27 protein-coding genes and 1 tRNA gene are annotated in these 25,019 nt (G+C 53.4%); 14 read left to right on the top strand and 14 right to left on the bottom strand.

Annotation, left to right across the window (positions count from 1 at the left end):
• Positions 1-66: 66 nt before the first annotated feature.
• Positions 67-516 carry a fasciclin domain-containing protein gene (locus tag Q0W94_RS07475; protein ID WP_297757312.1) on the top strand — a complete coding sequence of 150 codons (450 nt, stop codon included), beginning with the start codon at positions 67-69 and terminating at the stop codon, positions 514-516.
• Positions 517-520: 4 nt separating this feature from the next.
• Here Q0W94_RS07475 and Q0W94_RS07470 read toward each other — a convergent pair whose 3' ends face one another.
• Positions 521-760 (bottom strand): hypothetical protein, encoded by a 240-nt coding sequence (locus Q0W94_RS07470; RefSeq protein ID WP_297757309.1) that lies wholly within the window; start codon positions 758-760, stop codon positions 521-523.
• A 143-nt stretch (positions 761-903) separates the two neighbouring features.
• Between Q0W94_RS07470 and queF the strand changes: the two genes are divergently transcribed.
• The 4 genes from queF to Q0W94_RS07450 all read left to right on the top strand — a co-directional run bounded on the left by queF (position 904) and on the right by Q0W94_RS07450 (position 4,494).
• Positions 904-1,302 carry a preQ(1) synthase gene (queF, locus tag Q0W94_RS07465; protein ID WP_297757307.1) on the top strand — a complete coding sequence of 133 codons (399 nt, stop codon included), beginning with the start codon at positions 904-906 and terminating at the stop codon, positions 1,300-1,302.
• A 19-nt stretch (positions 1,303-1,321) separates the two neighbouring features.
• Positions 1,322-1,393 (top strand) — tRNA-Gly (locus Q0W94_RS07460).
• Positions 1,394-1,861: 468 nt separating this feature from the next.
• Entirely contained in the window at positions 1,862-2,635 is a 774-nt protein-coding gene (hisA, locus tag Q0W94_RS07455) for a 1-(5-phosphoribosyl)-5-[(5-phosphoribosylamino)methylideneamino]imidazole-4-carboxamide isomerase (protein WP_297757304.1), read from the top strand.
• A gap of 41 nt (positions 2,636-2,676) precedes the next feature.
• Positions 2,677-4,494 carry an ABC transporter ATP-binding protein gene (locus Q0W94_RS07450; RefSeq protein WP_297757301.1) on the top strand — a complete coding sequence of 606 codons (1,818 nt, stop codon included), beginning with the start codon at positions 2,677-2,679 and terminating at the stop codon, positions 4,492-4,494.
• On the opposite strand, the gene ppk1 is transcribed toward Q0W94_RS07450, so the two are convergent.
• Positions 4,491-6,689, bottom strand: a complete 2,199-nt coding sequence (ppk1, locus tag Q0W94_RS07445) for a polyphosphate kinase 1 (RefSeq protein ID WP_297762387.1) — start codon at positions 6,687-6,689, stop codon at positions 4,491-4,493. The two genes, Q0W94_RS07450 and ppk1, sit on opposite strands and share 4 nt — an antisense overlap.
• A 132-nt stretch (positions 6,690-6,821) precedes the next feature.
• Here ppk1 and lysS point away from each other — a divergent pair, with 132 nt between their 5' ends.
• The 3 genes from lysS to Q0W94_RS07430 all read left to right on the top strand — a co-directional run bounded on the left by lysS (position 6,822) and on the right by Q0W94_RS07430 (position 9,535).
• Complete coding sequence (gene lysS, locus Q0W94_RS07440) at positions 6,822-8,342, top strand: lysine--tRNA ligase (protein WP_297757300.1); 1,521 nt, start codon at positions 6,822-6,824, stop codon at positions 8,340-8,342.
• A 76-nt stretch (positions 8,343-8,418) separates the two neighbouring features.
• Positions 8,419-8,700: an ATP-dependent Clp protease adapter ClpS gene (clpS, locus tag Q0W94_RS07435; protein ID WP_024123996.1), complete on the top strand. Its 282-nt coding sequence runs from the start codon at positions 8,419-8,421 to the stop codon at positions 8,698-8,700.
• On the top strand, positions 8,684-9,535 hold the full coding sequence (locus tag Q0W94_RS07430; protein ID WP_297757296.1) for a CPBP family intramembrane glutamic endopeptidase: 852 nt from the start codon (positions 8,684-8,686) through the stop codon (positions 9,533-9,535). The genes clpS and Q0W94_RS07430 overlap by 17 nt, the downstream gene beginning before the upstream one ends.
• Here Q0W94_RS07430 and Q0W94_RS07425 read toward each other — a convergent pair.
• The 5 genes from Q0W94_RS07425 to Q0W94_RS07405 form a co-directional block, all read right to left on the bottom strand.
• The gene (locus tag Q0W94_RS07425) at positions 9,507-10,835 is read right to left on the bottom strand and encodes a 16S rRNA (cytosine(967)-C(5))-methyltransferase (protein ID WP_297757294.1); all 1,329 of its coding nucleotides are present in this window, start codon (positions 10,833-10,835) and stop codon (positions 9,507-9,509) included. The genes Q0W94_RS07430 and Q0W94_RS07425 overlap by 29 nt on opposite strands.
• The gene (locus Q0W94_RS07420; protein WP_297757291.1) at positions 10,826-11,284 is read right to left on the bottom strand and encodes a DUF3531 family protein; all 459 of its coding nucleotides are present in this window, start codon (positions 11,282-11,284) and stop codon (positions 10,826-10,828) included. The genes Q0W94_RS07425 and Q0W94_RS07420 overlap by 10 nt, the downstream gene beginning before the upstream one ends.
• Positions 11,281-11,841 carry a glutathione S-transferase family protein gene (locus Q0W94_RS07415; RefSeq protein ID WP_297757288.1) on the bottom strand — a complete coding sequence of 187 codons (561 nt, stop codon included), beginning with the start codon at positions 11,839-11,841 and terminating at the stop codon, positions 11,281-11,283. The genes Q0W94_RS07420 and Q0W94_RS07415 overlap by 4 nt, the downstream gene beginning before the upstream one ends.
• Positions 11,842-11,962: 121 nt before the next feature.
• Positions 11,963-12,664 (bottom strand): dethiobiotin synthase, encoded by a 702-nt coding sequence (gene bioD / locus Q0W94_RS07410; protein WP_297757286.1) that lies wholly within the window; start codon positions 12,662-12,664, stop codon positions 11,963-11,965.
• Between the two features lie 58 nt (positions 12,665-12,722).
• Entirely contained in the window at positions 12,723-13,364 is a 642-nt protein-coding gene (locus tag Q0W94_RS07405) for an L-threonylcarbamoyladenylate synthase (protein WP_297757282.1), read from the bottom strand.
• Positions 13,365-13,551: 187 nt separating this feature from the next.
• Between Q0W94_RS07405 and Q0W94_RS07400 the strand changes: the two genes are divergently transcribed.
• The 6 genes from Q0W94_RS07400 to Q0W94_RS07375 all read left to right on the top strand — a co-directional run bounded on the left by Q0W94_RS07400 (position 13,552) and on the right by Q0W94_RS07375 (position 19,205).
• Positions 13,552-14,535: an alpha-ketoacid dehydrogenase subunit beta gene (locus tag Q0W94_RS07400; protein WP_297757279.1), complete on the top strand. Its 984-nt coding sequence runs from the start codon at positions 13,552-13,554 to the stop codon at positions 14,533-14,535.
• A gap of 2 nt (positions 14,536-14,537) precedes the next feature.
• Positions 14,538-15,968 carry a protein translocase subunit SecD gene (gene secD, locus Q0W94_RS07395; protein WP_297757277.1) on the top strand — a complete coding sequence of 477 codons (1,431 nt, stop codon included), beginning with the start codon at positions 14,538-14,540 and terminating at the stop codon, positions 15,966-15,968.
• On the top strand, positions 15,965-16,918 hold the full coding sequence (gene secF / locus Q0W94_RS07390; protein ID WP_297757275.1) for a protein translocase subunit SecF: 954 nt from the start codon (positions 15,965-15,967) through the stop codon (positions 16,916-16,918). The genes secD and secF overlap by 4 nt, the downstream gene beginning before the upstream one ends.
• A gap of 6 nt (positions 16,919-16,924) precedes the next feature.
• Positions 16,925-17,605, top strand: a complete 681-nt coding sequence (locus Q0W94_RS07385) for a phosphate ABC transporter permease (RefSeq protein WP_297757272.1) — start codon at positions 16,925-16,927, stop codon at positions 17,603-17,605.
• Positions 17,606-17,650: 45 nt separating this feature from the next.
• A complete protein-coding gene (locus Q0W94_RS07380; RefSeq protein ID WP_297757269.1) occupies positions 17,651-18,373 on the top strand; it encodes a DUF3120 domain-containing protein in 723 nt (240 codons plus the stop codon).
• A gap of 76 nt (positions 18,374-18,449) precedes the next feature.
• Entirely contained in the window at positions 18,450-19,205 is a 756-nt protein-coding gene (locus Q0W94_RS07375; RefSeq protein ID WP_297757268.1) for an E3 ubiquitin ligase family protein, read from the top strand.
• Here the strand turns inward: Q0W94_RS07375 and Q0W94_RS07370 are convergent.
• The 7 genes from Q0W94_RS07370 to Q0W94_RS07340 form a co-directional block, all read right to left on the bottom strand.
• Positions 19,202-19,531, bottom strand: coding sequence for a hypothetical protein (locus Q0W94_RS07370; protein WP_297757264.1), 330 nt, complete (start codon positions 19,529-19,531; stop codon positions 19,202-19,204). The genes Q0W94_RS07375 and Q0W94_RS07370 overlap by 4 nt on opposite strands.
• Positions 19,532-19,692: 161 nt before the next feature.
• The gene (gene psaM / locus Q0W94_RS07365) at positions 19,693-19,788 is read right to left on the bottom strand and encodes a photosystem I reaction center subunit XII (RefSeq protein WP_011056052.1); all 96 of its coding nucleotides are present in this window, start codon (positions 19,786-19,788) and stop codon (positions 19,693-19,695) included.
• Positions 19,789-19,893: 105 nt separating this feature from the next.
• On the bottom strand, positions 19,894-20,484 hold the full coding sequence (locus Q0W94_RS07360; RefSeq protein WP_297757261.1) for a PepSY domain-containing protein: 591 nt from the start codon (positions 20,482-20,484) through the stop codon (positions 19,894-19,896).
• On the bottom strand, positions 20,481-21,638 hold the full coding sequence (locus Q0W94_RS07355; RefSeq protein WP_297757258.1) for a HAMP domain-containing sensor histidine kinase: 1,158 nt from the start codon (positions 21,636-21,638) through the stop codon (positions 20,481-20,483). Before Q0W94_RS07355 ends, Q0W94_RS07360 begins: the two co-directional genes overlap by 4 nt.
• Positions 21,639-22,088, bottom strand: a complete 450-nt coding sequence (locus Q0W94_RS07350) for a hypothetical protein (RefSeq protein WP_297757255.1) — start codon at positions 22,086-22,088, stop codon at positions 21,639-21,641.
• Between the two features lie 117 nt (positions 22,089-22,205).
• Positions 22,206-24,563, bottom strand: a complete 2,358-nt coding sequence (locus Q0W94_RS07345) for a GH116 family glycosyl hydrolase (protein ID WP_297757251.1) — start codon at positions 24,561-24,563, stop codon at positions 22,206-22,208.
• A 38-nt stretch (positions 24,564-24,601) separates the two neighbouring features.
• Positions 24,602-24,994, bottom strand: coding sequence for a Fur family transcriptional regulator (locus tag Q0W94_RS07340; protein WP_297757248.1), 393 nt, complete (start codon positions 24,992-24,994; stop codon positions 24,602-24,604).
• Positions 24,995-25,019 lie beyond the last annotated feature (25 nt).

Genomic DNA, 25,019 nt, shown 5'->3' with positions numbered 1-25,019 from the left:
TTTGATCAATGGGGCGATCGCAAATCATTGTTGTCTATTCTCATCGCAGTTTTGGGGCACACTTTTATGGCAACCATCGTTGATATTGCAGTGAATACTCCCGGCTTTTCCACACTAGTCACTGCTGTAAAAGTGGCCAATCTGGTGGAAGCCCTACAGTCGCCGGGACCTTTTACAGTGTTTGCCCCCAATGATGACGCCTTCGCCAAGTTGCCCGATGGCACCATTACCTCCCTTGTGCAAAATCCTCCCCAGTTAGGGCGGATTCTCAAGTACCATGTGGTTGCTGGTGCCTACAAAGCAGCAGACCTGAAAAGGATGGGCACCGTCACTTCCCTCGAAGGTTCCACCATTCCTATTCATGGTGATAATCCCCTTGAGGTGAAAAACGCCACGGTTCTTGCTGCCGACATAGAAGCGGAGAACGGTATTATCCATGTCATTGACACCGTCATCCTGATGGGATTGGATCCAGCCCACTCCTTTCAGGACACCAACATTCCCTACAAAGTCTAGGGCGTTAGCAGATTTCCCGCACCAACAGCCCTTGACGGATTTGCTCCTCCACAAGCTGGCGGTAAAGCTCTAGCTCTTCATAGGTCACTTTGCCGTCGGCACGAATTTGTTGCTTGATCTGGCCCATTTCGTCAGCGGTCAGTACCCCGTCAGCGATCGCTCGCTCTAGTAGTTCCTTTAGTTTGGCGAGTTCTGCTTTATCGGCCTCTGAGAGAGGGGTTCCATTTGGCTGATACCGTTCCATAGGACTCTCGCCTCAACAAACTCTCCACCCTATTTTCACCCTGCAACCTTGGTGTCGAGGGGCGAACAACTTAAATCTTGATAAACTTTAGTTATGGTCCACAGAAAATCTTCTATTCATTCTCAACCTGTTGGAAGTAAACAATGCAAGTATCAGAAATGAAGTACGGCGAACGCGCCATTCAAGAAGGCCGACTGATTACATTTCCCAACCCCCGTCCCGGTCGGCAATACACTATTGAGATTACCCTGCCGGAGTTTACCTGCAAGTGTCCATTTTCAGGCTATCCTGACTTTGCGACCCTCTATGTCAGCTATATTCCCCATGAAAAGGTGGTGGAACTGAAGGCCATTAAGCTGTACATCAACAGTTATCGCGATCGCTACATTTCCCACGAAGAAGCTGTGAATCAAGTTCTCGATGATCTTGTGGCTGCCTGTGACCCCCTCTACATGAAAATCAAAGGGGACTTTGCCCCCCGTGGCAATGTACATACCATCATTACGGTCGAACACCATCGCCAGCCGGACAGTTCGTGCTAAGATTATAGATTGCAAGACTGCGGACGTAATTCAGTGGTAGAATGTCAGCTTCCCAAGCTGAACGTCGTGGGTTCGAGTCCCATCGTCCGCTCTCAAAACATCGTTATGGCGCAGAGGAGGTTTGGCAGTCACCCAAGGGTAGCCAGCAAAAGCGCAGCCAAGACCCCCCTACTCTTGCATCTGTTCTAGCCTGCCGCTGAAAATATCCTTTAATGTGGCTTCTACTGTCTAATCCCCTGGCCCAATTGTGCTTGCCCCCACCAATACATTGCTCCAGCTTGCCTCTACTGCATCAATTTTGTTCTCAGTCTTTTCAGTCTTTGAAACTGCTTGCTACTGGTGGCAATGGGAATATCCAGCTTTTTGTCCATAGCCTGAAGGCTGGCCTGCCTCCCTGCAGGGGCATTCAACACCGCGCTCAACTCAGAACAGATTACAGGTTCACTCACCGCCCGCCTTCTTTATGGGTCCACTCATACGCTTCATCCCCTGTGACTGCTAGGATGGGGGTTATGCTTAAATTTTTAATTTTTCAATAAGGAAAGGATTTCTGACGCCAATGGATGTGATTCCCGCCATTGATTTACTTGACGGCAAATGTGTGCGTCTAGTGCAGGGGAACTATGACAAGGTCAATGTCTTTCATGACGATCCTCTAAAAGTCGCCCTTTATTGGCAACGCTTGGGCGCCCCCCGCTTGCATTTAGTTGACCTAGATGCCGCCAAAACAGGAGAGCCGCGCAACTACGACCTGATTGGCAAAATTGTCGCATCCCTAGAAATTCCGGTACAGGTTGGGGGCGGCTTGCGATCGCGCCAAGCAGTTGCTGATCTGCTTCTGCAAGGCGTCAATCGTGTCATTTTGGGGACTGTGGCTCTTGAGGATCCAGAGCTAGTCACCAGCTTGGCTGCAGAATACCCCGGACGGATTTGGGTCGGGCTAGATGCTCGCGATGGCTATGTGGCAACGCGGGGTTGGTTGGAAACTTCAAAAATTCTGGCAATCGATCTCGCCCAAAACATGGCAGCAAGGGGGGTGGCGGGGTTTGTTTACACCGATATTCAGCGGGATGGCACCCTCCAAGGACCGAATATTCCAGCACTGCAGCAATTGTTGGCCGTAACTAATCGCCCCGTGATTGCCTCTGGCGGTGTGAGTTCCCTCAGTGATATTCTCAGCCTTTTTACTCTGACACCCCATGGTTTAGTGGGAGCGATCGTTGGCAAGGCGCTCTATACCAAAGCAGTGGATTTGCGGGAAGCCGTTCGTGCGGTTGGTCAAGGTCGCTGGCAAGACATTCCCCCAGATCTAGGAAGCACCACCTGGGCATAACTGGTTTAAGATAGAGGCGTTGTTAGGCCTAAACAAATGAAATGCGAAAGCACCCTGCGTTGCGCTCCCTTAGCAAAATTTGGCAACTCCTGGATCGGGGCGATCGCTGGCAATTGCTCGGCATTGGCTTGCTGATGGTGCTTGCGAGTCTTTGGGAAGCGGCGGGGGTAGGGTTAGTGCTGCCCTTTATAGCGGTTGTGGAAAAACCGGAGCGATTGAATGCCCTTCTCTTTTGGCGTCAAAGTCCCCTTACAGATACAGAGCAAGCTCAGTGGCTTTTGATATTGAGTGTAGCTTTTGGCCTTCTGTATCTATGCAAAAATTTATTTCTTGCCTTGAGCAGTTATCTGCAGTTGCAGTTCTTAAATAGCAAGAACCGTAAGTTTGCGACTTTACTATTGCAAGGCTATCTCTACAAGCCCTACACCTTTCATTTACAAACTAATACCGCCACGTTGATCCAAAATGTAAATAATGAAGTAAATAATGTTTTCAACAACTACCTACTGCCCCTACTGACTGTTTTTTCGGAATCCTTGATTGTTTTGGCTATATTTTCAGTTATTATTTTGGCCAATCCCTTCATCTCAATTCTGGTTATCGCTTTAATTTCAATACTTTCTTTTATCTTCTTTCAAGGGTTTCGGCGCCAACTTAAGACTGTGGGTCAGCGCCGTGTTGGTTATGCCCAAAAAGTGATCCAAAGCATTAATGAAGCTTTGGGTGGGATCAAGGAAGTCAAGTTACTTGGTCGAGAGGCTTACTTCCTCAAGACCTATAGTGAAAACATGGCTAACGAACGCAAAGCCAACTTATTTGTCCTGTTTATGCAGCAGTTACCCCGTCTTTACTTTGAAAGCTTGGCAGTTCTCATCATCGTTCTGATTATTATCCTAACCCTGCTGCAACGAGGTAATGTGGCGCAGGTGTTACCCCTAATCTCCCTGTTTGCCGCCGCCGCATTTCGCCTGTTGCCCTCGGGAGGGCGCCTGATGTTTAGCCTCAATACTATAATCTACTATTCTGCTGCGGTGGATCTGGTTTATGAGGATATTTGGGCGGCGCGGACGCTTCCGCTCTCTGAGCTTCTGGAGTGGCGAAGGGAAAAAGAACCCATTTTTCAAGACTGCCTAGAACTCATTGATGTGCACTATACCTACCCCAATGCTGCTCAACCTGCGATTCGAGGCGTTTCCCTGAAGATTAAACGGGGGGAAATGGTGGGGTTTGTGGGAGCGTCGGGCGCAGGGAAAACGACCATTGTTGATTTGATTTTGGGGTTGCTCACCCCTTACCAGGGGGATATTCGCGTCGATGGTAGCAGCATTTATGGCAACCTTGGCCAATGGCAACGGCAAATTGGCTATATTCCCCAAACAATTTATCTATCGGATGATACCTTGCGTCGGAATATTGCCTTTGGCCTAGCGGATGAGGCGATTGATGAGGAGGCGTTATGGGCAGCGGTCAAGGCCGCGCAGCTGGCTGCCTTTGTTGATTCGCTACCGCAGGGTCTGGATACGGTGGTCGGGGAACGGGGGATCCGCCTTTCTGGGGGACAGCGGCAGCGAATTGGCATTGCTCGGGCCCTCTATCACAACCCTTCCGTCTTGGTGATGGATGAAGCGACAGCCGCCCTTGATAACCAAACGGAAGCGGGGGTCATGGATGCAATTCAAGCCCTTAGCGGCAACAAGACAATCATTATGATTGCCCACCGCCTGAGCACTGTTATGGGGTGCGATCGCCTGTACCTAATGGCCAATGGCCAAGTGATCGCTGTAGGGAGCTACCAAGAACTTCTGCAAACGAGTCCAGACTTTCGAGCCATTGCCCAAGGGTATGCAGGAGCACCCTAGTGGCTTGCTTGTACTTCTTTGAGGGTGCGTGCCATTAAAACACTATGGGTGCCCCGCTCCGCTTCTCCAGGTGCTGGCTGTCGTTGCTGGTAGGTGCCATCGGGTTGCAGTTCCCACGCTTGGCGATTGTCTGCCAACATAATTTCAAGTAATTCTTTGAGTTCCAGTTGAATGGTTGGATCTTCAATGGGGGTAATGGCCTCAACGCGGCGGTCTAGGTTGCGCGATCGCCAGTCGGCACTGCCGATGTAATACTCTGGCTCCCCATTGTTGCCAAAGTAGAAAATGCGGGAGTGCTCTAAAAAGCGGCCAATGATACTAATCACCCGAATGCGATCGCTGACGCCCGGTACACCGGGGCGCAGACAGCACATACCGCGAACAATCAAATCAATTTCCACCCCTGCTTGGGAGGCCTCATAGAGGGCACGAATCACCTGCGTATCTGTAATTGCATTCATCTTGGCAATGATCCGCCCCGGCTGACCATTGCGGGCATGTTCGATCTCGCGATGGATCAATTGGAGGGTGCGATCGCGCATCGTGACTGGGGCAACAAGAAGCTTGCGATAATCCCGCTGGCGGGCATAGCCCGTGAGCACATTAAAGAGTTCCGAGAGATCTGCTCCCAATTCCTCGCGGCAGGAAAATAGCCCCAAGTCCTCATAGAGACCAGCAGTTTTGGGATTGTAATTGCCAGTGCCAATGTGGACATAGCGGCGAATTTGCCCCGCCTCTTGGCGCACAACCAAAACTGTTTTGGTGTGGGTCTTCAGACCCGGTACACCATAGACCACATGGACCCCCACTTTCTCCAGCTTTCGTGCCCAGAGGATATTATTTTCCTCATCAAAGCGCGCCTTCAGTTCCACTAAAACCGCCACCTGTTTGCCATTCTCTGCAGCTTTAATCAGGGCACTGACAATCGGCGAGTCACCGGAGGTGCGATAAAGCGTCATCTTAATGGCCAGCACTTGGGGATCATGGGCCGCCAAAGTAATGAAGCGCTGTACCGTTGCCGCAAAGGAATGGTAGGGGTGATGAACGATAATATCCCCTTCGCGAATGAGACCAAAGAGTTCGTTGGCAACAGCTTCCCAATAGTCGGTGCCAAGGGTGGTAATTTCACTGCTTGTGTCAAACATGGATTCCCGCTCCTCCACGCGCTGGAAACTTGGCGGAATCTGGGGGTGCCACTCTGGATCCTTCAAGTAGGGTAAGGGCAGGCTCATAAACGCGAAAAGATCATTGAGGCACAGCAGACCCTCGAGTTCATAGACATCAATTTCCTCGAGATCCATCTCTTCCATTAGGGTTTGCCTCAGAAGCGGTGGCATGCCCCGCTGCACCTCCAGACGCACCACAGAGCCAAAGCGCCGTTTACGAATTTCCTGTTCAATGGCAATCAGTAAATCATCGGCCTTGTCCGTTTCTAGTTCGAGGTCGGCACTGCGGGTAATGCGAAAGGCAAAGTAGGCCTGAATCTCCATCCCCGGAAAGAGAGCACTGAGGTTGTGGGCAATAATTTCTTCGAGGGGAACGCCCAGCCAATGAATACCTTGGGGCGAGTGCAAGTGCTGGGGAAGGGCAACAAAGCGTGGAAACTGATTCGGTACCTTCACCCGTGCCAGTCGTTCTTGGCCAGATTCTGGATCACGAATCAGGACAGCAAGGTTAAGGCTGAGGCTAGAAATGTAGGGGAAAGGGTGCGCTGGATCAACGGCTAAAGGGGTGAGCACGGGGAACACTTGGGCTTGGAAGTAGTCGTTAAGGTAGGCCTGCTGCTCGGGCGTCAACTCATTAAAGCGAGTGAGGAAAATAGATTCCTTGGCCAAGAGGGCACGCAGTTCTTGGTCGAAATAGCGGTGTTGCTCCGTAACAATCGGTAGGAGATATTGCCGCACTGCCTGTAATTGCTCCGCTGGAGGCATGCCATCGGCTCCGCCTTGGAGAATGCCACTTTCCACTTGCTGCTTCAAACCGGCCACACGCACCATGAAAAATTCATCCAAGTTGGAACTGAATATGGCCATGAATTTGAGCCGCTCTAGTAGCGGTGTGCGGGGGTCATAGGCTTCGTGAAGAACCCGCTTATTAAATTCCAGCCAGCTTAAAGAGCGATTGAAGTAGTATTGCGGATCATGTAGATCAATGGGGTCGGGTGCTTTACGGCGAGGGGACTTCGCAGAAGGCATAGCCGTTTGTTCTTGTTCATTGGTCACACTAGCTTCCACTGTACTCGATTCCCCTTTTACAGCGTTGCTACCGATTCCAGAGCGTACAATAAGAAGGTTAAGGTTTGCTAATCGTGGAGAGTTTGTACCAATATGGCCGACGTGGGGGCAACGGGAGCCGAAATTCGGGCAACACGGATTGAGAAAGCAAAAACATTGCAAGCACAGGGAATGAACCCCTATGCCTATCGTTGGGAGCGCACCCATACTGCGGCAGTTCTGCAAGAAAAATATGCCCACTTGGCCGCTGGCGAAGCGGTGGGCGATCGCGTGAGTGTGGCCGGCCGCATTATGGCGCGGCGCATCTTTGGCAAGCTAGCTTTTTTTACGCTACAGGATGACAGCGGTACGATTCAGCTTTACCTCGATAGGCAAACCATTAGCCAAGGCATGGGGGACGCCGCCTTTGCCGATTTGAAGCACCTTACCGATGTCGGTGATATCCTTGGCGCTGTAGGCACCCTCAAGCGCACTGAGAAGGGCGAACTCTCGGTTGTGGTGGAATCCTACACCATGCTGACAAAATCATTGTTGCCCCTACCGGATAAATGGCACGGCCTCACGGATGTGGAAAAGCGCTATCGTCAGCGCTATGTGGATCTCATCGTCAATCCCCAAGTCCGTGACACATTCCGCAAGCGAGCACTGATTACTGCTGCCATTCGCCGCTACCTCGATGCCCAGGGCTTTATTGAGATTGAAACACCTGTTCTCCAGGCGCAAGCCGGGGGGGCCGAGGCACGTCCTTTTATTACCTACCACAACACGTTGGAGATGCAGCTTTATCTGCGCATTGCCACCGAACTGCACCTGAAGCGCCTCATTGTCGGTGGGTTTGAGAAGGTCTATGAACTGGGGCGCATCTTTCGCAATGAGGGCATCTCCACCAAGCACAACCCTGAATTTACCTCCATTGAGGTCTATCAGGCCTATGCGGACTATAACGATATGATGACGCTCACCGAGGCGATCATCACCACAGCAGCGATGGAGGTGTTGGGCACACTCAAGATCACCTATCAAGGAGAAACAATTGATCTGACGCCCCCATGGCGACGGGTGACGATGCACGACGCGGTGTGGGCAGCCACTGGGATTGATTTTCGCCAATTCAGCGATCTAGCAGCGGCTAAAACCGCGGCCCAAAAGGCAGGGGTAAAAGACTTAGCAGCCTGCGACACCATAGGCCGCGTGCTCAACGAAGTCTTTGAGCAAACCGTTGAACCTACATTGATTCAGCCCACGTTCGTTCTCGACTACCCTGTGGAGATTTCTCCCTTGGCCAAGCCCCACCGCAGTCAACCGGGACTGGTGGAGCGATTTGAATTATTTATCGTCGGCCGCGAGCATGCCAATAGTTTTTCGGAGTTAACGGATCCGTTGGATCAACGGCAACGCTTGGAGGAACAAGCACGACGCAAGGCGGCTGGGGATTTGGAAGCCCATAGTGTTGATGAAGATTTTCTCACCGCCTTGGAACATGGAATGCCGCCCACGGGAGGTCTAGGAATTGGCATTGACCGCTTGGTAATGCTGCTAACGGACTCGCCAAGTATTCGTGATGTGATTGCTTTCCCGCTGTTACGTCCTGAATCGGCGGGTGGTCAGGTTTGATGGGTTTGCTAAAATCTTAAGCGTATTTATTGAATGTCTTACCCTGAATGTCCACTGAATGGAGGCATGGCCAACAATGTCAGTGCAAACTATTGAAAAACCAGCAACCGTTCGCAAGTTGGCTCCCCGTTATCGGGTGCTCCTTCACAATGACAACGTCAACTCTATGGAGTATGTGGTGGAGGTATTGCTGAAGACGGTGCCAAGCCTCACCCAACCCCAGGCCGTGGATATTATGATGGAGGCACACCTGACGGGGGTTGCCCTGGTGATTACCTGTGCCCTTGAGCACGCTGAGTTTTACTGTGAAGGCCTGAAAATGGCAGGCCTAACGAGTACCATTGAGCCGACTGAGTAAGCCACTGTTTTCCCAGTTTTGGCGGCAAATGATCCGCCGCCCCTTTTGGCTTCGCATCTTTAGTTTTGCCCTGACCCTGCTGCTGCTGTGGCTGCCCTTTGGCCTAGGCATCTATTTTCTGTGGGGAGAAGGGGGAGCAGCCAGCTTTGTCAATATGGGGCTGTTGTATCTCATTTTTATCCTCTTGCTGCGAGTCTGGGGGCAGCGGGTACACCACCAGCGATCGCCCCTCGTGTTTTATGGCCTGAAGGGCGGTTGGAACTTTGGGCGGGATGCTCTGCTGGGGTGGCTAGCGGGTGTGTTTTTGGTTGGCCTGCTATTTGTCATTGAGGGGCTTTTGGGTTGGGTGAGCTGGCAGGGGCTGCCGGATCGCTTTGGTCTGGTCCTGCTGGATGGCGTCCTAACCGGTGTTGCTGTGGGCTTTGCTGAGGAATTGTTGTTCCGGGGCTGGCTGTTGCAGGAGCTAGAGCTGGAGTACCAACCGTGGTTTGCTCTCTTGCTCAATGGCCTGATTTTTGCGGCGTTGCACTATCTGCATCCCTTAGAGGTGATTTTAGCCACATGGCCGCAGTTTTTTGGCTTAGCACTGTTGGGTTGGATTCTCAGTTTGAGTAAATGGGTCTTTGGTGGCCGTTTAGGCTTTCCCATGGGACTTCACGGTGGCTTAGTCTGGGCTTATTTTGGTGTCAATGCGGGAAAATTGGTGACCTACACCGGTGTGGCACCAGAGTGGCTAACGGGCATTAACGGTAACCCGATCGCCGGCCTGATGGGGGTAGGTATTTTAATTCTGGTGGCTTTGGGGCTTAGCTATCGCGTCGCAACCGCACCATAAAAAAGCCATCCATATCATCCCGTTGCGGCCACACGGTGATCCAACCTTCGGGCGCTGCTTTGAGGGGAAAGTTTGGGGGTGGCGGTTCAATGTGCCACTGGGGATGGTGGGCCAGAAACTGCTGAATCTGGGCCTCATTTTCTGCCGGTTCCAAGCTACAGGTGGCATACACGAGTAAGCCGTGGGGTTTCACCCACTGGCAGACGGTGGCCAAAAGTTGGGCTTGCAGGGGCAAGAGTTCAGCTAATCGCGTCTTCAGGGGTCGCCAGCGGGCATCGGCATGGCGGTGCAGCGTTCCTGTTCCCGAACAGGGTACGTCTAAAAGGACACGATCGCCCACTGCTGCAAAATTCTCTGCCGTCGCACTATCTAGGGTGTGGATTTCAATGCTTTTGAGGCCGAGGCGATCGCGATTTTGCGCTAACTTCCGCAGGCGAGTGGGGGAGCGATCGCAGGCAATGACACGGCCTTGATCTCCCATTAACTCAGCAATGTGGGTGGTTTTCCCCCCGGGTGCTGCACAGGCATCAATAACCACCTCCCCAGGCTGGGGATCTAACAGATGGCTTACCCATTGTGCTGCCCGATCCTGAACCGACCAGTGACCCGCGGCATAGCCGGGGAGTGCCTGCATGGATTGCCCACAGTGGGATAGAACCAGTCCTTGGGGCAGGGGGGGAATTGGTTGCAGCCCATAGCCTGCTGTTTCAAAATCAGCGATTAGTTGATCAGCTGTTGTTCGCAGTGGATTGAGGCGTAGATCGAGGCGGGGCGGCTGATTGAACCACTGACAGAGGGCAGTACACTCCTGAAGAGGCAAACGTTCTAACCAAGAGGTAATCAATTCGTCGGGAAAGCTGTAGCGACAGCCCAGTTGTGAGATCAACGGTAGATCAGCAATCAGGGCGTCAAGGGGATCCAGGGTTGAACGGGTGTAACGGCGCAAGACCCCATTGACCAGTTTGGCAAAGCCGCCTAAGCCAATCTCTTTGACCAGTTCAACGCTGCTGTGGACGGCGGCATGGGTAGGAATGCGATCTAGGTACCGCAGTTGATAGAGGCCTAAACGCAAGACTAACTGGACAGGGAGGGGCGGCAGTTGGCGACAAAACCCCTGAATCAGGGTATCTAAGGTGCGCTGTTGGCGAATAGTTCCATAGACCAGTTCAGTTACTAGGGTGCGATCGCTCCCATCGGGGGCATACCGCTGCAAGACCTGATGCAGTGCCACATCGGCATAGGCTCCCTTGGCTGCCCGGTCTAGGGCATCGAGGGCAAGCCGCCGCGCCCTTAGTTCCACGCCGATTGTGCAATCCTTTCCCGCTGTTCACTGGTGGCGATCGGCCATTCGGGGTTGTCACCACCAATCACGAGGGTTTTTAAGGGGACATAGTCCTCACTAAATTGATGGAGGGCATTGATTAAGACATCCAGGGCCAAGGCGTCACTGGTGCCCAAATCAAACCAGCAACGAGCCCAGCGATCGTTGTACTCAAACTCGCCCATATTGTGCATCACCGCCATCAGCGAACTCTCGGCTTGGGCGCGATCGTACTCTAGGTGACTGAGGTCTAAACCCGTTTCCTGGACTTGGAGATTCTCAGCATTGAATCCCCCCAGTTTCCCTAGGAAAAACCAGGAGTTAAAGACTTCCTCCAGGTACTGCTGCTCCACGGACGAAGGGGGTGCCGCAAATTCCACCCAAATCCATACATCAAAGGGATTCACTTCACGGAAGATGACATTCATGCCCTAGCTCCCATTAAACCCTTCTGAAAGGCAGGCCGTTGTTGCAAGCGGGCTACATAATCCGCTACGGCAGGATAGGGACTCAAGTCCACCTGAAAGAGCATTTGAAGATAGGCCAGCATTGCCCCTAGGGCAACATCGGCCACTGAAAAGTCCTTGCCGAGAATGTAGGATTGCCCCATCAGAGCCGTCTCAATGCCCTTGAGCAGTTGTGGAAGCTGGCGATCGCGGGTTTCGGAAGGAAACATGGCCTGGGTTAGAGTAGAGTTGGCAAACAGCACCCACTGATAAACGTGGGCAGCGGCGGCCGCATCCTTGGGTAATTCACCGTGAACTTGGGCAAGATAGAGCAAAATCGCCCCCGATTCCCAAAGCACCACATCCCCATCCACAATCACGGGCACTTTACCCATGGGGTTGAGTTTGAGAAATTCAGGCTGATGTTGTTCCCCAGCTTGGAGATCTATCAGCACAAACTCGTAGGGAATGCCCAGTTCTTCTAAATACCAGCGGACAATACTGGCGCGGGATTTGGCGCCGCCATAGAGCTTTAGCATAGGTCAGTTGCAGCGATCAATGTGTCAATCAAATCTCAGTCACTTTTATTTATTCTTTTATTTATTATGATTCTTGATTGATCCTTGAGGGACCTCAAAATAATTTCCTGCCTAACTGTCCTCAGCGCCAAAGCAGATCCAGGGGCCATTCAGCTACCATTTCCGCCAACTGTTCATTGGACTGTTGACCATAGGGCAGTACCCCCAACACCGGCACTTGGGTAAAATGGCTGAGAAATACTGGCGGAGTCCACTGCTCAATCTCGGCATCACTACAGGGGGTGACACAGTTGAGAATCAGACCGCGAATGGCCAACTGATATTGCCGGGCAAGGGCAATATTGGCCACAATTTGGGCGATCGCCCCCAGGCGTACCGTTGCCACTAAAATAATGGGCAACTTCCAAGCGGCTGCCAAATCCGCCACTGTCCACTCCCAAGTAATGGGCGAGCCTAGGCCCCCGATTCCTTCAACTAAAAGATAATCAAACCGCTCCTGAAGCTGCTGGTAAGTCTGCCAGATGGGGGCTAAATCAATCCTGCGATTTTCCAATTGGGCTGCCATGGGAGGCGCAAGGGGGGCTCCAAAACTCAGAGGGCACACCTCCCTGGGCGTTTGTTCTAGAGGTAGGGTTTGACAGTAGTAATCCCCATCCCCAATCTCAACCGCTGTTCCACTTTGCATGGGCTTGAGAATGCCCCAGCGTTCTTGGGGACGATAGCGATGGGCGTAAGACCACAGGGCTCGTGTGATCATTGTTTTGCCCACACCAGTATCGACACCGGTAATGAGTAAAGACTGGCAATGCTGTGAAATTTTCAACCCTCCCTACGGTCGTCGCGATAGTTCTCAATGGATTATACCCATTTCATTTCCTTTTTCACTTCATTAAATGTGACGGCAAAATAATATTGGGCAGCAGAGGTCGCAAGTCATCCACAGAGACAGGGCCAAAGTTCATGATCGTTGGCAATTCGAGTGTGAAGTCCACCAGTGTGCCTCGCCGGCCATAGCGACAGCGACCCCCGTCTACAATGAGGGGCACCTGCTCACCATAGTATTTTTGGGCATCTTCAAAGTTGACAATGAGCTCTGTGCCCACTTTTGCTGTTGCCGCCACCAGAAAGAAGGGCAAAGTCCCCACGAGATCGTAAATGAACTGATCAGGACAAGCGAGATAGACACAGTCAAACCCCTGCATGATTTGCGGATCCAAGTGGGGCTTCCCCTTGACAATCATCGTTACGGGATAGGGAAAATGCTCCACCATTGTTTTCGCATCTTTGGAGAGTTCTGCCACTTCAGCTGCCCGATCGCCCCGGGTGAGAATGGCGAGGGGTTGCTCTGTACCAAAGTGCTTGAGATGGCGCAGCTGGGCGATCGCCCTTGGACTGGTGCCATTGGCCACCAAGCTATAGACGGTTGCCATTGGCAAAATGACCACCTGATCCTGTTGCAGCTCATGGTGAATGGTTGCAAAACTGCTGGGATTGGCCGGGAGCGATCGCGCCAAGGACTTCATGGTGGGTACTCCGAAACCGCTGAGGGTCAGTATGTTTTTTTGCAGTGTACACGCCCTAGGCGTTAGAAGGCATCGGGATATCAATCAAGACTTTTAATCATCAGAACTAGTAGGGGTGGGCGATCGCAGGCGGCCCAGTTTCAACTACCCTAGGAAATAGTCCTTACTGAATGTATGCCGCGCAACCATGGCTGAGACCCTCATGTTTAACGCCCTTCGTGCTGCCATTGATGAAGAAATGGAGCGGGATCCCACGGTCTTTGTGCTGGGGGAAGATGTGGGACATTATGGCGGCTCCTACAAAGTCACCAAAGACCTCTACAAAAAGTATGGTGAACTGCGCCTATTGGATACCCCCATTGCCGAAAATAGCTTTACTGGCATGGCCATTGGGGCAGCCATGACTGGCTTGCGTCCCATTGTCGAGGGCATGAACATGGGCTTTTTGCTCTTGGCCTTCAATCAAATTGCCAACAATGCTGGCATGCTGCGCTACACCTCTGGCGGCAACTTCAAAATTCCGATTGTTATCCGTGGTCCCGGTGGCGTTGGGCGACAACTGGGGGCAGAGCACTCCCAACGGCTCGAAGCCTACTTTCAAGCGGTGCCGGGATTAAAAATTGTTGCCTGCTCGACTCCCTACAACGCCAAAGGCTTGCTCAAGTCGGCGATTCGCGATCCCAATCCGGTGCTGTTCTTTGAGCATGTGCTCCTGTACAACCTCAAGGAGGATCTCCCGGAGGAAGAATATCTCCTACCGCTTGATAAAGCGGAAGTTGTTCGCCCTGGCGAAGATGTGACCATCTTGACCTACTCGCGGATGCGTCACCATGTTCTGCAAGCGGTGAAAACCCTTGAAAAAGAGGGCTACGACCCCGAAGTGATTGACCTGATTTCCCTCAAGCCCTTGGACTTTGAGACAATTGGTGCCTCGATTCGCAAAACCCATCGCGTGGTGATTGTCGAAGAGTGCATGAAGACAGGGGGGATTGGGGCCGAACTCTCAGCTTCGATTATGGAACGCTACTTTGATGAACTGGATGCGCCGGTCATTCGCCTTTCTTCCAAAGATGTCCCTACCCCCTACAATGGCACCCTAGAGAATCTGACGATTGTGCAACCGCCTCAAATTGTAGCGGCAGTGCAAAAGCTGGTGCAGGGACAGGTTTAGCCATGGGCAAGTATCGGGGCTGGTTGATTGCCATTTTAGTGTTACTGATGGCTGCCACCTGGGTCATTGTGCGCACGCCGGCGCGGCTGGGCTTAGATCTGCGGGGGGGTGCCCAACTGACGTTGCAGGTGCAAACCACAGACAAGGTGCCGCAAATTACGCCCCAAGTGCTGGCAGCGGTGCAAGGGGTGGTGCAACGGCGGATTGATGGCCTTGGTGTCACCGAAGCAGTAGTACAAACCGCCGGGGACGACAAGCTCTTGGTGCAATTGCCGGGGGTGACGGATCCGCAGCAGGCGGAGCGCATTCTCAAGGGGACGGCGCAACTGCTCTTTGCTGTGCAAAAACCGGGCACAGAGGCACAACTGCAAATTGAGCGGCAACTTCAGTCGCAACTGCTCTTGGAACAGGCTCAACTCTTGGCGCAGCAGGCTGAAAAGGCTAAGGATCCAGAAGCCCTCAAGGAGATTGCAGCAAAGCTAGAAAAAAATCGGGAATCCCTTGAAAAAAGCCAGCAAGCGATCGCTAGCCTCTTTAGGCCCTCCGATTTGACGGGGGCAATGCTCAAGGAAGCCTTTGCCAGTCCTGTCGCCCCTGGCTCCCCCAACTGGAGTGTGATTGTCCGCTTTGACAACCAGGGGGCTGAACTTTTTGCCCAACTGACGAAGGAGATTGCTGGTACAGGGCGCAGCCTTGGGATTTTTCTCGACGATCGCCTGATCAGTGCCCCAACGGTCTCTGTAGAATATGCCGCAACGGGAATTGTCGGGGGCAGTGCGGAGATTTCCGGTGGTTTTACCGCCCAGACTGCCAATGATTTAGCAATTCAGTTGCAGGGGGGAGCGCTGCCGGTTCCCCTAGAGGTGGTGGAAAACCGCACGGTGGGGGCTTCCCTGGGGCAAGATAGCATTCGCGATAGCCTCTATGCCGGCTTGGCGGGCTTGGTGTTGGTGCTAGTCTTTATGGTGGCCTACTACCGCCTGCCGGGACTCATTGCCGATATTGCCCTGCTTCTATATGCCATCTTTACCTATGCGGCCTTTCTGCTGTTTGGGGTGACGCTCACCCTGCCGGGGATTGCGGGCTTTATTCTCAGTATTGGTATGGCAGTGGATGCCAATGTCCTGATTTTTGAGCGCACTCGCGAGGAGTTACGCTCAGGGAAAACCCTCTACCGTTCCGTTGAATCGGGATTCGATCGCGCCTTTGCCAGTATTCTTGATAGCAATGTCACCACCTTGATTGCCTGTGCTGCCCTCTTTGCCTTCGGGACAGGGTTTGTCCGCGGCTTTGCCGTTACCCTTGCCATTGGGATTGGCATTAGTATGTTTACGGCTCTCACCTGTAGTCGCACGTTCCTGTTCTATGCCATTAGCATTCCCAGTCTGCGTAGGCCCCATTGGTTCTGTCCAAAACTGGAGAGCGTTCGATGAGCTTTAGTGTCAATCGCTGGCGATCGCTCTGGTGGGGTCTATCTTTGGTGGTCATTCTCAGTGGGCTTGTGGCCATGGCCATCTCTTGGGTGTCCCTGGGCAGTCCCCTGCGGTTAGGCTTAGATTTTATTGGCGGGACGCGGTTGCAATTTGAGCTGGCCTGTAGCGCCACCAAGAACTGTTCGCAGCCCATTGATATTGATGTGGTGCGTCAAGTGCTCAACCAGCAGGGATTGGGCAACAGCAGCCTGCAAATTGTGGGTGAGTATGGGGTGAGTATTCGCACAGTGCCCCTTTCTGTGGATCAGCGCACCCGCCTCAGTGATGCCCTCAGGCAAAAAATCGGTGACTTTGACCCCCAGAAAACGCAAATTGAGACCGTTGGCCCTACCCTTGGCAACGAAATCCTGCGATCGGGACTGCTGGCACTGTTGGTGTCGTTTATTGGCATTACGATTTATTTGACGCTGCGCTTCCAGTTTGACTATGCCTTTTTTGCCCTGGTCGCCCTTGTCCACGATGTATTGGTGAGCGCGGGAATTTTTGCCATTTTAGGACTTGTGGCAGGGGTAGAAATTGACAGCCTCTTCATTGTGGCGCTGCTCACGATCATTGGTTTTTCGGTGAACGATACAGTGGTCATCTACGATCGCGTGCGGGAAACACTGAAGCTCAACCCAGAGCTTGGAATTCAAGAGGTGGTGGATCAGGCCGTGGTGCAAACCCTTGGCCGCTCCATCAATACCACCCTGACAACGTTGCTGCCCCTGATGACAATCCTTCTCTTTGGGGGCGATACACTGCGCTACTTTGCCTTGGCCTTGCTGATTGGCTTCACAACAGGGGCTTATTCAAGTATTTTCATTGCCAGTACCCTCCTTGCCTGGTGGCGCGATCGCCAGCCGCCTCGTCCCGCTACGAATACCCTGGAGACAACACCTACGCCCTAACTGGTTGTGCTCATTCCCCTCACCCAAGAAAAAGTTCGGCAATTGGTGCCCTTGGCAGCCACTGGCTCCCAGTATCGCTATGTTTGGGGTAAACTTCAGGACTTTCTACGACGCTTAACCTTCTCCGTGGTGGCGGTGGCCGTTATTGCCTTTGGTTTCAATTTTTTAGGGGATAGCACCCAACTGATTTTAGGTCTGGTGGCGGGTCTCTATTGGCTTTGGGCACCGGCCGTTTTGGCGACCTTGCGGAATCGTCGTCACCGGCAGTTTCCCTATGGGGGCTTTTGGCGCGGGCGCGTTTTGGAGGTCTATGTTACAGAAGAGTTAATTGGCAAGGAGGAAACCGTTGACGCGAGGGGGCAACTCGTGATTATTGAGAACCGTGAACGCTGCTTGAATCTGGAGATTGGCGATAAAACCGGCTTTGAAACCAGAGTCCGTGCCAAGCTGCTGCGGCAACACCGCGGGATTCGCCCCGGCGATATAGCGGAAATGCTAGTTCTTTCCCGGCGTCCTGATCTTGCAGAGATTGACCTGATTTCTGAAGTCTTCCTGCCCCGCCATCGCCTCTGGATTGGCACCTACCCCATTTTGCAGCGGGATGCCTTTATTGATCTATCAGAAACGCTGCGGCGCAAAGCGCGCTCTCAAGCTCCGCGGCGATCGCCCCGACGTTCCAGCCTGTGATACCTTAAAGGAAAGAAATAAAAGTTAACAATTTTCGATCTTCCCTTGACTGCTCTTACTTCCCCCTCGACACTTTCCTCTCTGCGCCTTGGCTCACGGCTGGCCTGGTTGGTCTTTGGCTTTGCCGCCTTCTTGGTCTCCATTCCCGTGTTTATTGAGGCCCCTCTCGTGCGGACATGGCCTTGGCTGAGTTTGGCTTTGACGCCGCTGCTTGTGGGTCTCAGTTTCTATCTCCAACGCCAGCCCCACTGCCGCTATTGGGGTGAGATGCTTTATGGATTTAGCTGGTGCTGGGGGGCAGGTTCGCTCTACTGGGGATGGTTGCGCTGGGAACCTCTGTGGCATTTGCCCATTGAGGCTCTACCCATTCCGCTCATGCTCTGGCACTTGCGGCGACGGCAGCAACTGCTGGGGGTGTTCTTTTTTTGCGGATCTTTTCTGGGCACTGCCATCACTGATGCCTACTTTTACTTAATTGATGTGATTCCCCATTGGCGCGCCATTATGTATCTCGAAGGGGATGTCATTTCAGTTCAGGAGATGCTCGCCCAGGCGATCGCCCAAGCCCAGACCTTTAGTGGCCAGGTGTGGGGGGTGCTGTTGAGCCTGAGTTTGCTCCTCATTGGTTTGCTGCCCCTCTTTGAATCCCAGATTCGTCGTGGCTATCCCGCCGTCTTGCCCCTATGGGGATTTATGGGCGCTGTCTTGAGCACCCTAGTTGTTGATGGTCTCTTTGGCCTCACCATTGGCCTAATCTCCATGAGTTGAACAAATTAACCTCTGTTGGCATGGGGGCTGCCCGCCCCTAAAGCTAAAATCAGCACAGAGGGATTCAACGGCAGCCATGGGGGTTTTTGCTCACCTTTGCTTAACGGGGTCGGCCTTTCTCTTTGCCCTTGAGGGCTATTATCGGCTAAAGCTAAGGGGAATAAAGGTGGCCAGTCCTAGCACCATTGGCGAGTTACAAAAATTGCAACAACAGGTGGCTCAGGAGATGGGTAGCGGCAGTTGGCGCGAGTATGTGCAGGTGGTTGGTCAAGTCAGCGCGTCGCAGCCCTTGCTCTCGGAAGTGAAGCGCATTCCCTGTGTCTATTACAAAACGATTATCAGCCGCGAGTATGAAAAAGAGGGGCGCGATCGCCACTGGGAAATCATTGGCCGCCATGAGCAGTCAACCCTATTTTTGCTGCGCGATCCTCAAGGGGAGATTGAGGTGAACCCTGTCGGTGCTGAGATTGAAGCGGTGCAGGTCTTAGATGAACTGCGGCCAGCGGATAAACCCCATGCCTTGACCTTCTCCTTAGGGTTTCTGTCATTGAATTGGCGGTTTGGCAGTACTACAACGCTTGGCTATCGCTATCAGGAGTGGGTGCTGCCCTTGGGGCAACCCATCTCGGTGGTGGGCATGGCCTCGGATCGGGGGGGAGTTCTCCGCCTCCAAAGGCCGCAAAATAGGGGACAAAAATTCATCATTTCCCTGAGCGTTGAGGATCCGCTGCTTCAGCAGTACAAACAGCAAAAACGAAAAATGACCTATGCTTCCCTTAGCGCCGCCCTCTGTGGTGTCTGTGGTTTAGTTTTGGCCTTGTTTTGGGCTTAATCAGGTTCTTGCTTTGGCTTTTTAGGTTGTACCCAGATGATCCGCCGCTGATTGGCGCCAATTAAATTGGCCTCCTCCTGGGCAATGCGCCGCCATGCTTGGGGCTGGCGATCGCGCTCCTGTTCCCGTTGTAATTCCTGAACTCGCGCCTCCAGCTGGGCGACTTCGGCTTCGAGGGCATGGAGTTTTTGCAGTTGACTCAGTTGATAGGGCACCAGCTTGGCGATCGCCCCAAGGGCAAAGGCAAGCAGCACCAGATTCACTGCAATTTTGGCACCCGCTTCCCAGGCAATCGCAGCAGGAATTGTTCGAAGAGAGTGAGCCATGGCTAAACCGTGAACGGCAAGTTATCTATCAGTATAAAGATAAAAAAGCAGTTCCCTTGCCTGCGCCACACCCTTGGGAACCGCCTAATAAATTTTCCTAATAAATTTTTAAATTTTTAGCGAAATAGAGCAATGCCGCCAGTTGGCAACAACAGCTCTGACTACTTGTACAACTCAGTGGAAAGCCGAAATGCCAGCACCGCAGGCAGCAGGGCAATCACAAGGGCAACGTAAACTTGGGTATCGGTCAGCGCCATGAACAACTCCTTTATGGAATAACAGTCGCGATTAAGTGCTGTATTTATTACTCCATAGGCGCTTCCCTTTGGCAACGCTTGCTCATAGTTCGTAACATTTTGCAGCTAGGTCTCTGGGGTGACCCTAGAACGCCAGTGGGGCAGCCGTCGCAGGATAGTCAGCATTGACACTCCTGTGGCCAGAAGTGTCAGCAAACTCAGCCCCACCAAGAGCACATAGAAGGAACGCCCCACCTCCCCCCAATAGCTTCCCTGATGTAGGCTCAGGAAAATTGCCGCCTGCTCTTTGGAGAGGCCAAACCAGTTGCGGCCAAGGCGATAGGCAATTCCCGTCGTGGCACTCACGAGCAAGGGCAATGCTGCAGCGCCAGCTAGGAGGTGATGCAGCCGCCGCGCTGACCACTGGCCAGGGAGCGATCGCCCCCACAGGAGACCCAAACCCGTAGCAATGATTCCCAGCAAGCCCAAGCCAATGACCAACACATAGAGGGGCACGCCCCATTCCCCCAGATAGCGACCCTCATGGAGGGTCATCATTGCCCGCCCAAAGTCTTTAGATAGCCCAAACCAACTGCGCCCAAGACGATGGGCTATTCCCGTTGTGGCTGAGATCAATAGGGGCAGGGCAAAGATCACCCCAAGGAATTGATGCCCCTGACTGCTGATCTTGGCAAGACGCTGTTTCAGAGCGCTCATGGTTCCACCTCCATTTGCCAGGGAATCGCCAAGGTAAAGGCCGTGCCGCGATCGCCTGCGTAGGGACTCGTCACCCGCAGGCTCAGACCATAGGGACGCAGCAAATCCTGGGCGATCGCCAAGCCCAGGCCACTACCCTCAATCTCGCTGTCCGCTTGAATCCCCCGATACCCCCGTTCAAAAAGACGCGGCTGCACCTCCTTAGGAATGCCACAGCCGGTATCCCAAACGGTTAACTCTAAGGCGGCGGGCGAGAGCGTCAAGCGCAGACCAATCGTGCCCCCTTTCGGGGTGTACTTAAAGGCATTGTCCAGGAGATTACCGACAACCTCCTGCAGCACCCGTTCCTCAAGCCAGACGGGCGGCAGTTGGGGCGGTATCTCCACCACAAAGGTTTTACCCTCCATTTCAGCGCGAGCTTGGGCGGCGCTGATCAGCGGCAAGAGAGTTTCAGCTAGATCGAGGGGTTTACCCGCAAGGGATAGGGGCTGGTTACCCGTGAGGGCGGGAATATCGTTGCGCTGTTGGCGATAGTCCTCCAACAGTGCCATGAGCCGCTCTGTTTCCTTGGCAATGCCTTCGGCGAGGGGGCGCCCCCTGTGATCAGGTTCCAAGCGTTTGAGCAGGAGCTTGACAAACGTGCGAATGGCGGCCACGGGATTGCGCAGTTGATGGAGTAGATCGTCAAAGCGCTGTTGCTGTTGATCTAGGGGGTGGGCGCAGGAGTGGCTGAGCCATTGTTGCCGCTGATCCAAGACGCAGGCGATGGCCAGGGTTTGTGCCACCTGTTGCAATTGTGCCTGCTCTGCTGCTAGCCAAGGACGGTGTTGCCGCTGCGCCACCAGTACCCCCAAGACCCAATTTTGGTACATCAGGGGCAGGATCAGTTGATTGGTCAAGGAGGAGACAACCTGTTGAGGGTAATGGCTTAAAGCGATCGCTGGGGCGGCGGTTGGCGGTGGTAGTGTCGGGGGAATGGGTAAGCTCAGGAGAGGGGACGCCTCTGGATAGACCGCAACAGGAGACCATGAGGGGGAGTCGTTGAGGGTTTCACTAAGATAGACCGCCAGTGAAGAGGCACCCAAGCTGTTGACAACGAGTTCCAATTGGGTGCGACAGAGGGCAGCAAATTCTTCACTGGCTGGCCAGAGCATCTAGGCAGTAACCCCGGAGTGACTCGACACTTGCGGGAGCAGGGCTTGGAAGTCACCACTCCCCTTTGTATATTCTTCCAGCAATTGCTTTTCGATGGGAAGCAGGTTGGGATCTGGGTCAGCCTCCTGTTCCTTGAGGGTTTCTTCAATGAGTTCCATCTGCTCCTCTGCTTCAGCGAGGGCACTGAGCAGTTCTTCATGGAGGGGGACGTTGCCGTTTTGACTGACTAGCAACTGGTAGCGATCGCGCAGGTCATGGAGTTCCCGCTGCATGGCCTCTTTTTCGGCCATAAGCTGCTCTGTCATTTGCTTGTAGTATTTGAACGCCATTAGAAAAGGGACGAGCTTTTCCCGCAGGGCCATGTGGTCAATATCGAGTTTGGTATAGCGTTCTGCCAGTTGGCTATAGGCTTGGCACAGACGTAGGTAACGTTGGCTGAGAGTATCCATAGGTTATCTAAAGAGATGGTTGTTGACGCGCTACCCCCTATCATAGACGGGCAGCCTATTGGTCGCTATTGTCGCGGTTGCAGCAATTAAAACAATGTAAAATAGGTTACAAAATTTTTAGGCGGATTGTGATCCCCGACTGACTAGAGCCAGTGCCCAGATGGCCATAGGGCGCAGGTACATACCGGCACGGAAGGTGCCCTTGGCCGTAATCGCCTCCGGTGTCCGAAATTGCAGGCCATTGCCGTAGATTTGCCGTACCACCACTTCAGCTAAGTGCCATGCTTCGTCGGTCATTCCCCGCTGCCATAGGAAGGCGGCCAGGCCAAAGTTAATCCCCGTCCACACTTCAAGGGGATGGGTAGCGTCGGGGTTTTCAGGTTGCCCATTGGGCAATAGACCATTGGCAGCGCCCAACTGACCGTTGTGAAATTTCAGAAAACAGGTGTCGTAAATTTGCCGCAGGGCGCGATCGCAACAGTCCGGGGGCACAATATCCACCAGGCCCAAGAGCTGGGCGTAAAACTGGCCACACAGTTGATCCGCCATGATCACCTCGGAGCCACTGCCCGTATCAAGACGATAGTACTCGCCATTCCACAGCAGTTGATGGTAGCGGGGGCGAGCTTGGCTAAGCCACTGGCGGTAGATCTCCACCTGCGGTTGTTGGAGAGTTGTGCCGAGGGCGATCGCCGCCTCTAGGGCCGCCAACCACAAGCCACCACAGTAGGCACTGACCCCCTGGAGCTGCCAGTCATCGTAGGTTTGGTCTGGGGCACCCCCATTTTCTGGCAGACCATCGCCATCGTGGTCAAATTGTTTCAAATAGTCTAAGGCTGCCACCACAGCCGGCCAGCACTCACGGGCAAAATCGAGATCCGTTGCCCCAGTGAACAAAAAGTCTCGATAGACCAAGAGCACAAAATCCGAGGCCAAATCTTTCCAGAGATTACAGTCTTGGTAGGCCGTGTAGTTGGTCTTTTCCCAAGGGTGCTCATTGGGGGCACCGAGATCGTGGGGTACGGCATTGGCCAGTTTACGAGGTGCTTTGTAGGCGGTTTCGGGATCACCGCGATAGAAGTAGCCAATGATTCTCAGGGTTGAATCCGCTTTCGGAATCGCCCGCGCAAAGGCACGCATCACGGATTTTTCCAACTCTGGCCACAGTTGCAGTAGGGCAAAGGAGCCATAAAGACGCACATCCAGACTTTCATACCAGCGGTAGTCTAGGCATTCTAAAACGGCAAACTGACCCACAGGATCGCGATCGCTGGCCGCACTCCAGAGCGTTCCGCCACTACTGAGAACGTATAGCTCATTGCACAGTGCCATCTTGAACCAGTCGGGCCAATCGGGGTGGCTGAGGATTGGTGCTTGCCAAGTGCGAATCTGCTCTTGCCATGTGGCATAGGTAGCGAGGGCATAGGCAGCAAGGGTGACGGCATTGGTACCTCGGCGATCGCAAAAATCCGTGTAGCGCCGGTAATAGATCACCCCCTTGCCAAACTCGGTCACAGGAAAGTCCCACGCTAGGACCAGGGGAATTTGTTTTCTTTCCCCCGCTGCCAAGGAAAAGCGCACTGCAAAGGCAGCAGCCACCTGCTCTCCCGCTGCCGCTGGGGTGGGATCATTAACAAACGGTAGGGAACCATCCACGGCAAATGATTGCCATAGTTGTGCCCCATCTCCCTCTGGCTGCCAGCGACTACAGCCAAAAAACTCACCGAGGCCCGTGGGAATCAATGCTGCCCATTCGCCATCCCCCTCTTGGGGTGGGTTGGGGTGGGGCAGACGCCGCAGTCGCCAACCTTGATAGGAGGCCGTTTGAATCAGTTCATTAAAATTGCCGTCACTTTGCCCCCAGGCGGGCGTGTAGGTATAGATGGGGCTACCATCATCGCGGATTGCAATGGCAGAGGAAGGAGTGGTATTGCGAAACCACCCGACGGTATTTTGCCAGGAGAACATTAGGCTCAGGGTGAGGGACTGATCTGTGGGATTGCTGAAGGTCCACAGAAACACCGCCACAGGGTAACTGGTTTCTCGGTAGTTGTGGGGCAGAATCGGTGAAAACTGCTCGCAGCTGATCTGGGCGCTAAAGACTCCCTCATAGACAAACCAACTGCGGGGATAGCGCGCCCCATAGGTGCCTTTGCCGGCAGGATACCATTGCCAACAGCTCAGGGTACCATCCTTAGGGGGACTGCCTAGGGCATAGGCCTGTCTTTGCTTACCCTGCTCGAAGAGGCTAAATTGACAGGCAGGCAGGGTGCCAAAGAGGTGCTCTCCGCCATCAAGGTGCCAGAGGTTGAAGTCGCCAGCAGGGGAACGGCCAATACAACCAGCGCCAAAGCCGCCGAGGGGCATGCCATGCCAAGGGCCATCGTCTAAATTACTGGCATAGCGAACGCGATAAGGATTCTCCCAACCCTGGCCGATCGCCCGAGTCCAAGCACAGTTGGCAAATTCAATCACACCACTTTCCCCAGACTTGCCTAATCCAGGATACCGCTTCAGCCCTGTGCCATGCCTTGGCACTTGGCACAAAGGCCAAAAAACTCCAGGGTATGGTAAAAAACCTTGAAGTGATAGGACTGTTGGAGCTCCGTTTCAAGTGGCTGCACTGGACACTGATCAATGGTCACTGACGTACCACACTGCAAACAGGTGAGATAGTGCTGATCCTGCTGCACCAAGCTATAGACCAGTTCGCCACTGGGCAAGGGCCGTGCTTGCACCTTACCATTGATGCGCAGACTATCGAGGGTGCGATAAACGGTTGCCAAACCTAGGGGTGTATGTCGTTGCCGCAGTTCTAAAAAAAGCTCTTGCGCCGAGAGCGATCGCCCACTGTCTCTGAGGGCATCGAGAATAATCGCTTGGCTACGGGTGCGGCGCGGTGGCATAGTAATCAGGACAACATGAATTACC

This window comes from Thermosynechococcus sp., from assembly GCF_025999095.1.
GTDB lineage: Bacteria > Cyanobacteriota > Cyanobacteriia > Thermosynechococcales > Thermosynechococcaceae > Thermosynechococcus.
Note: the sequence above shows the minus strand (reverse complement) of the source record. Positions and strands in the feature narration are given on the sequence as shown.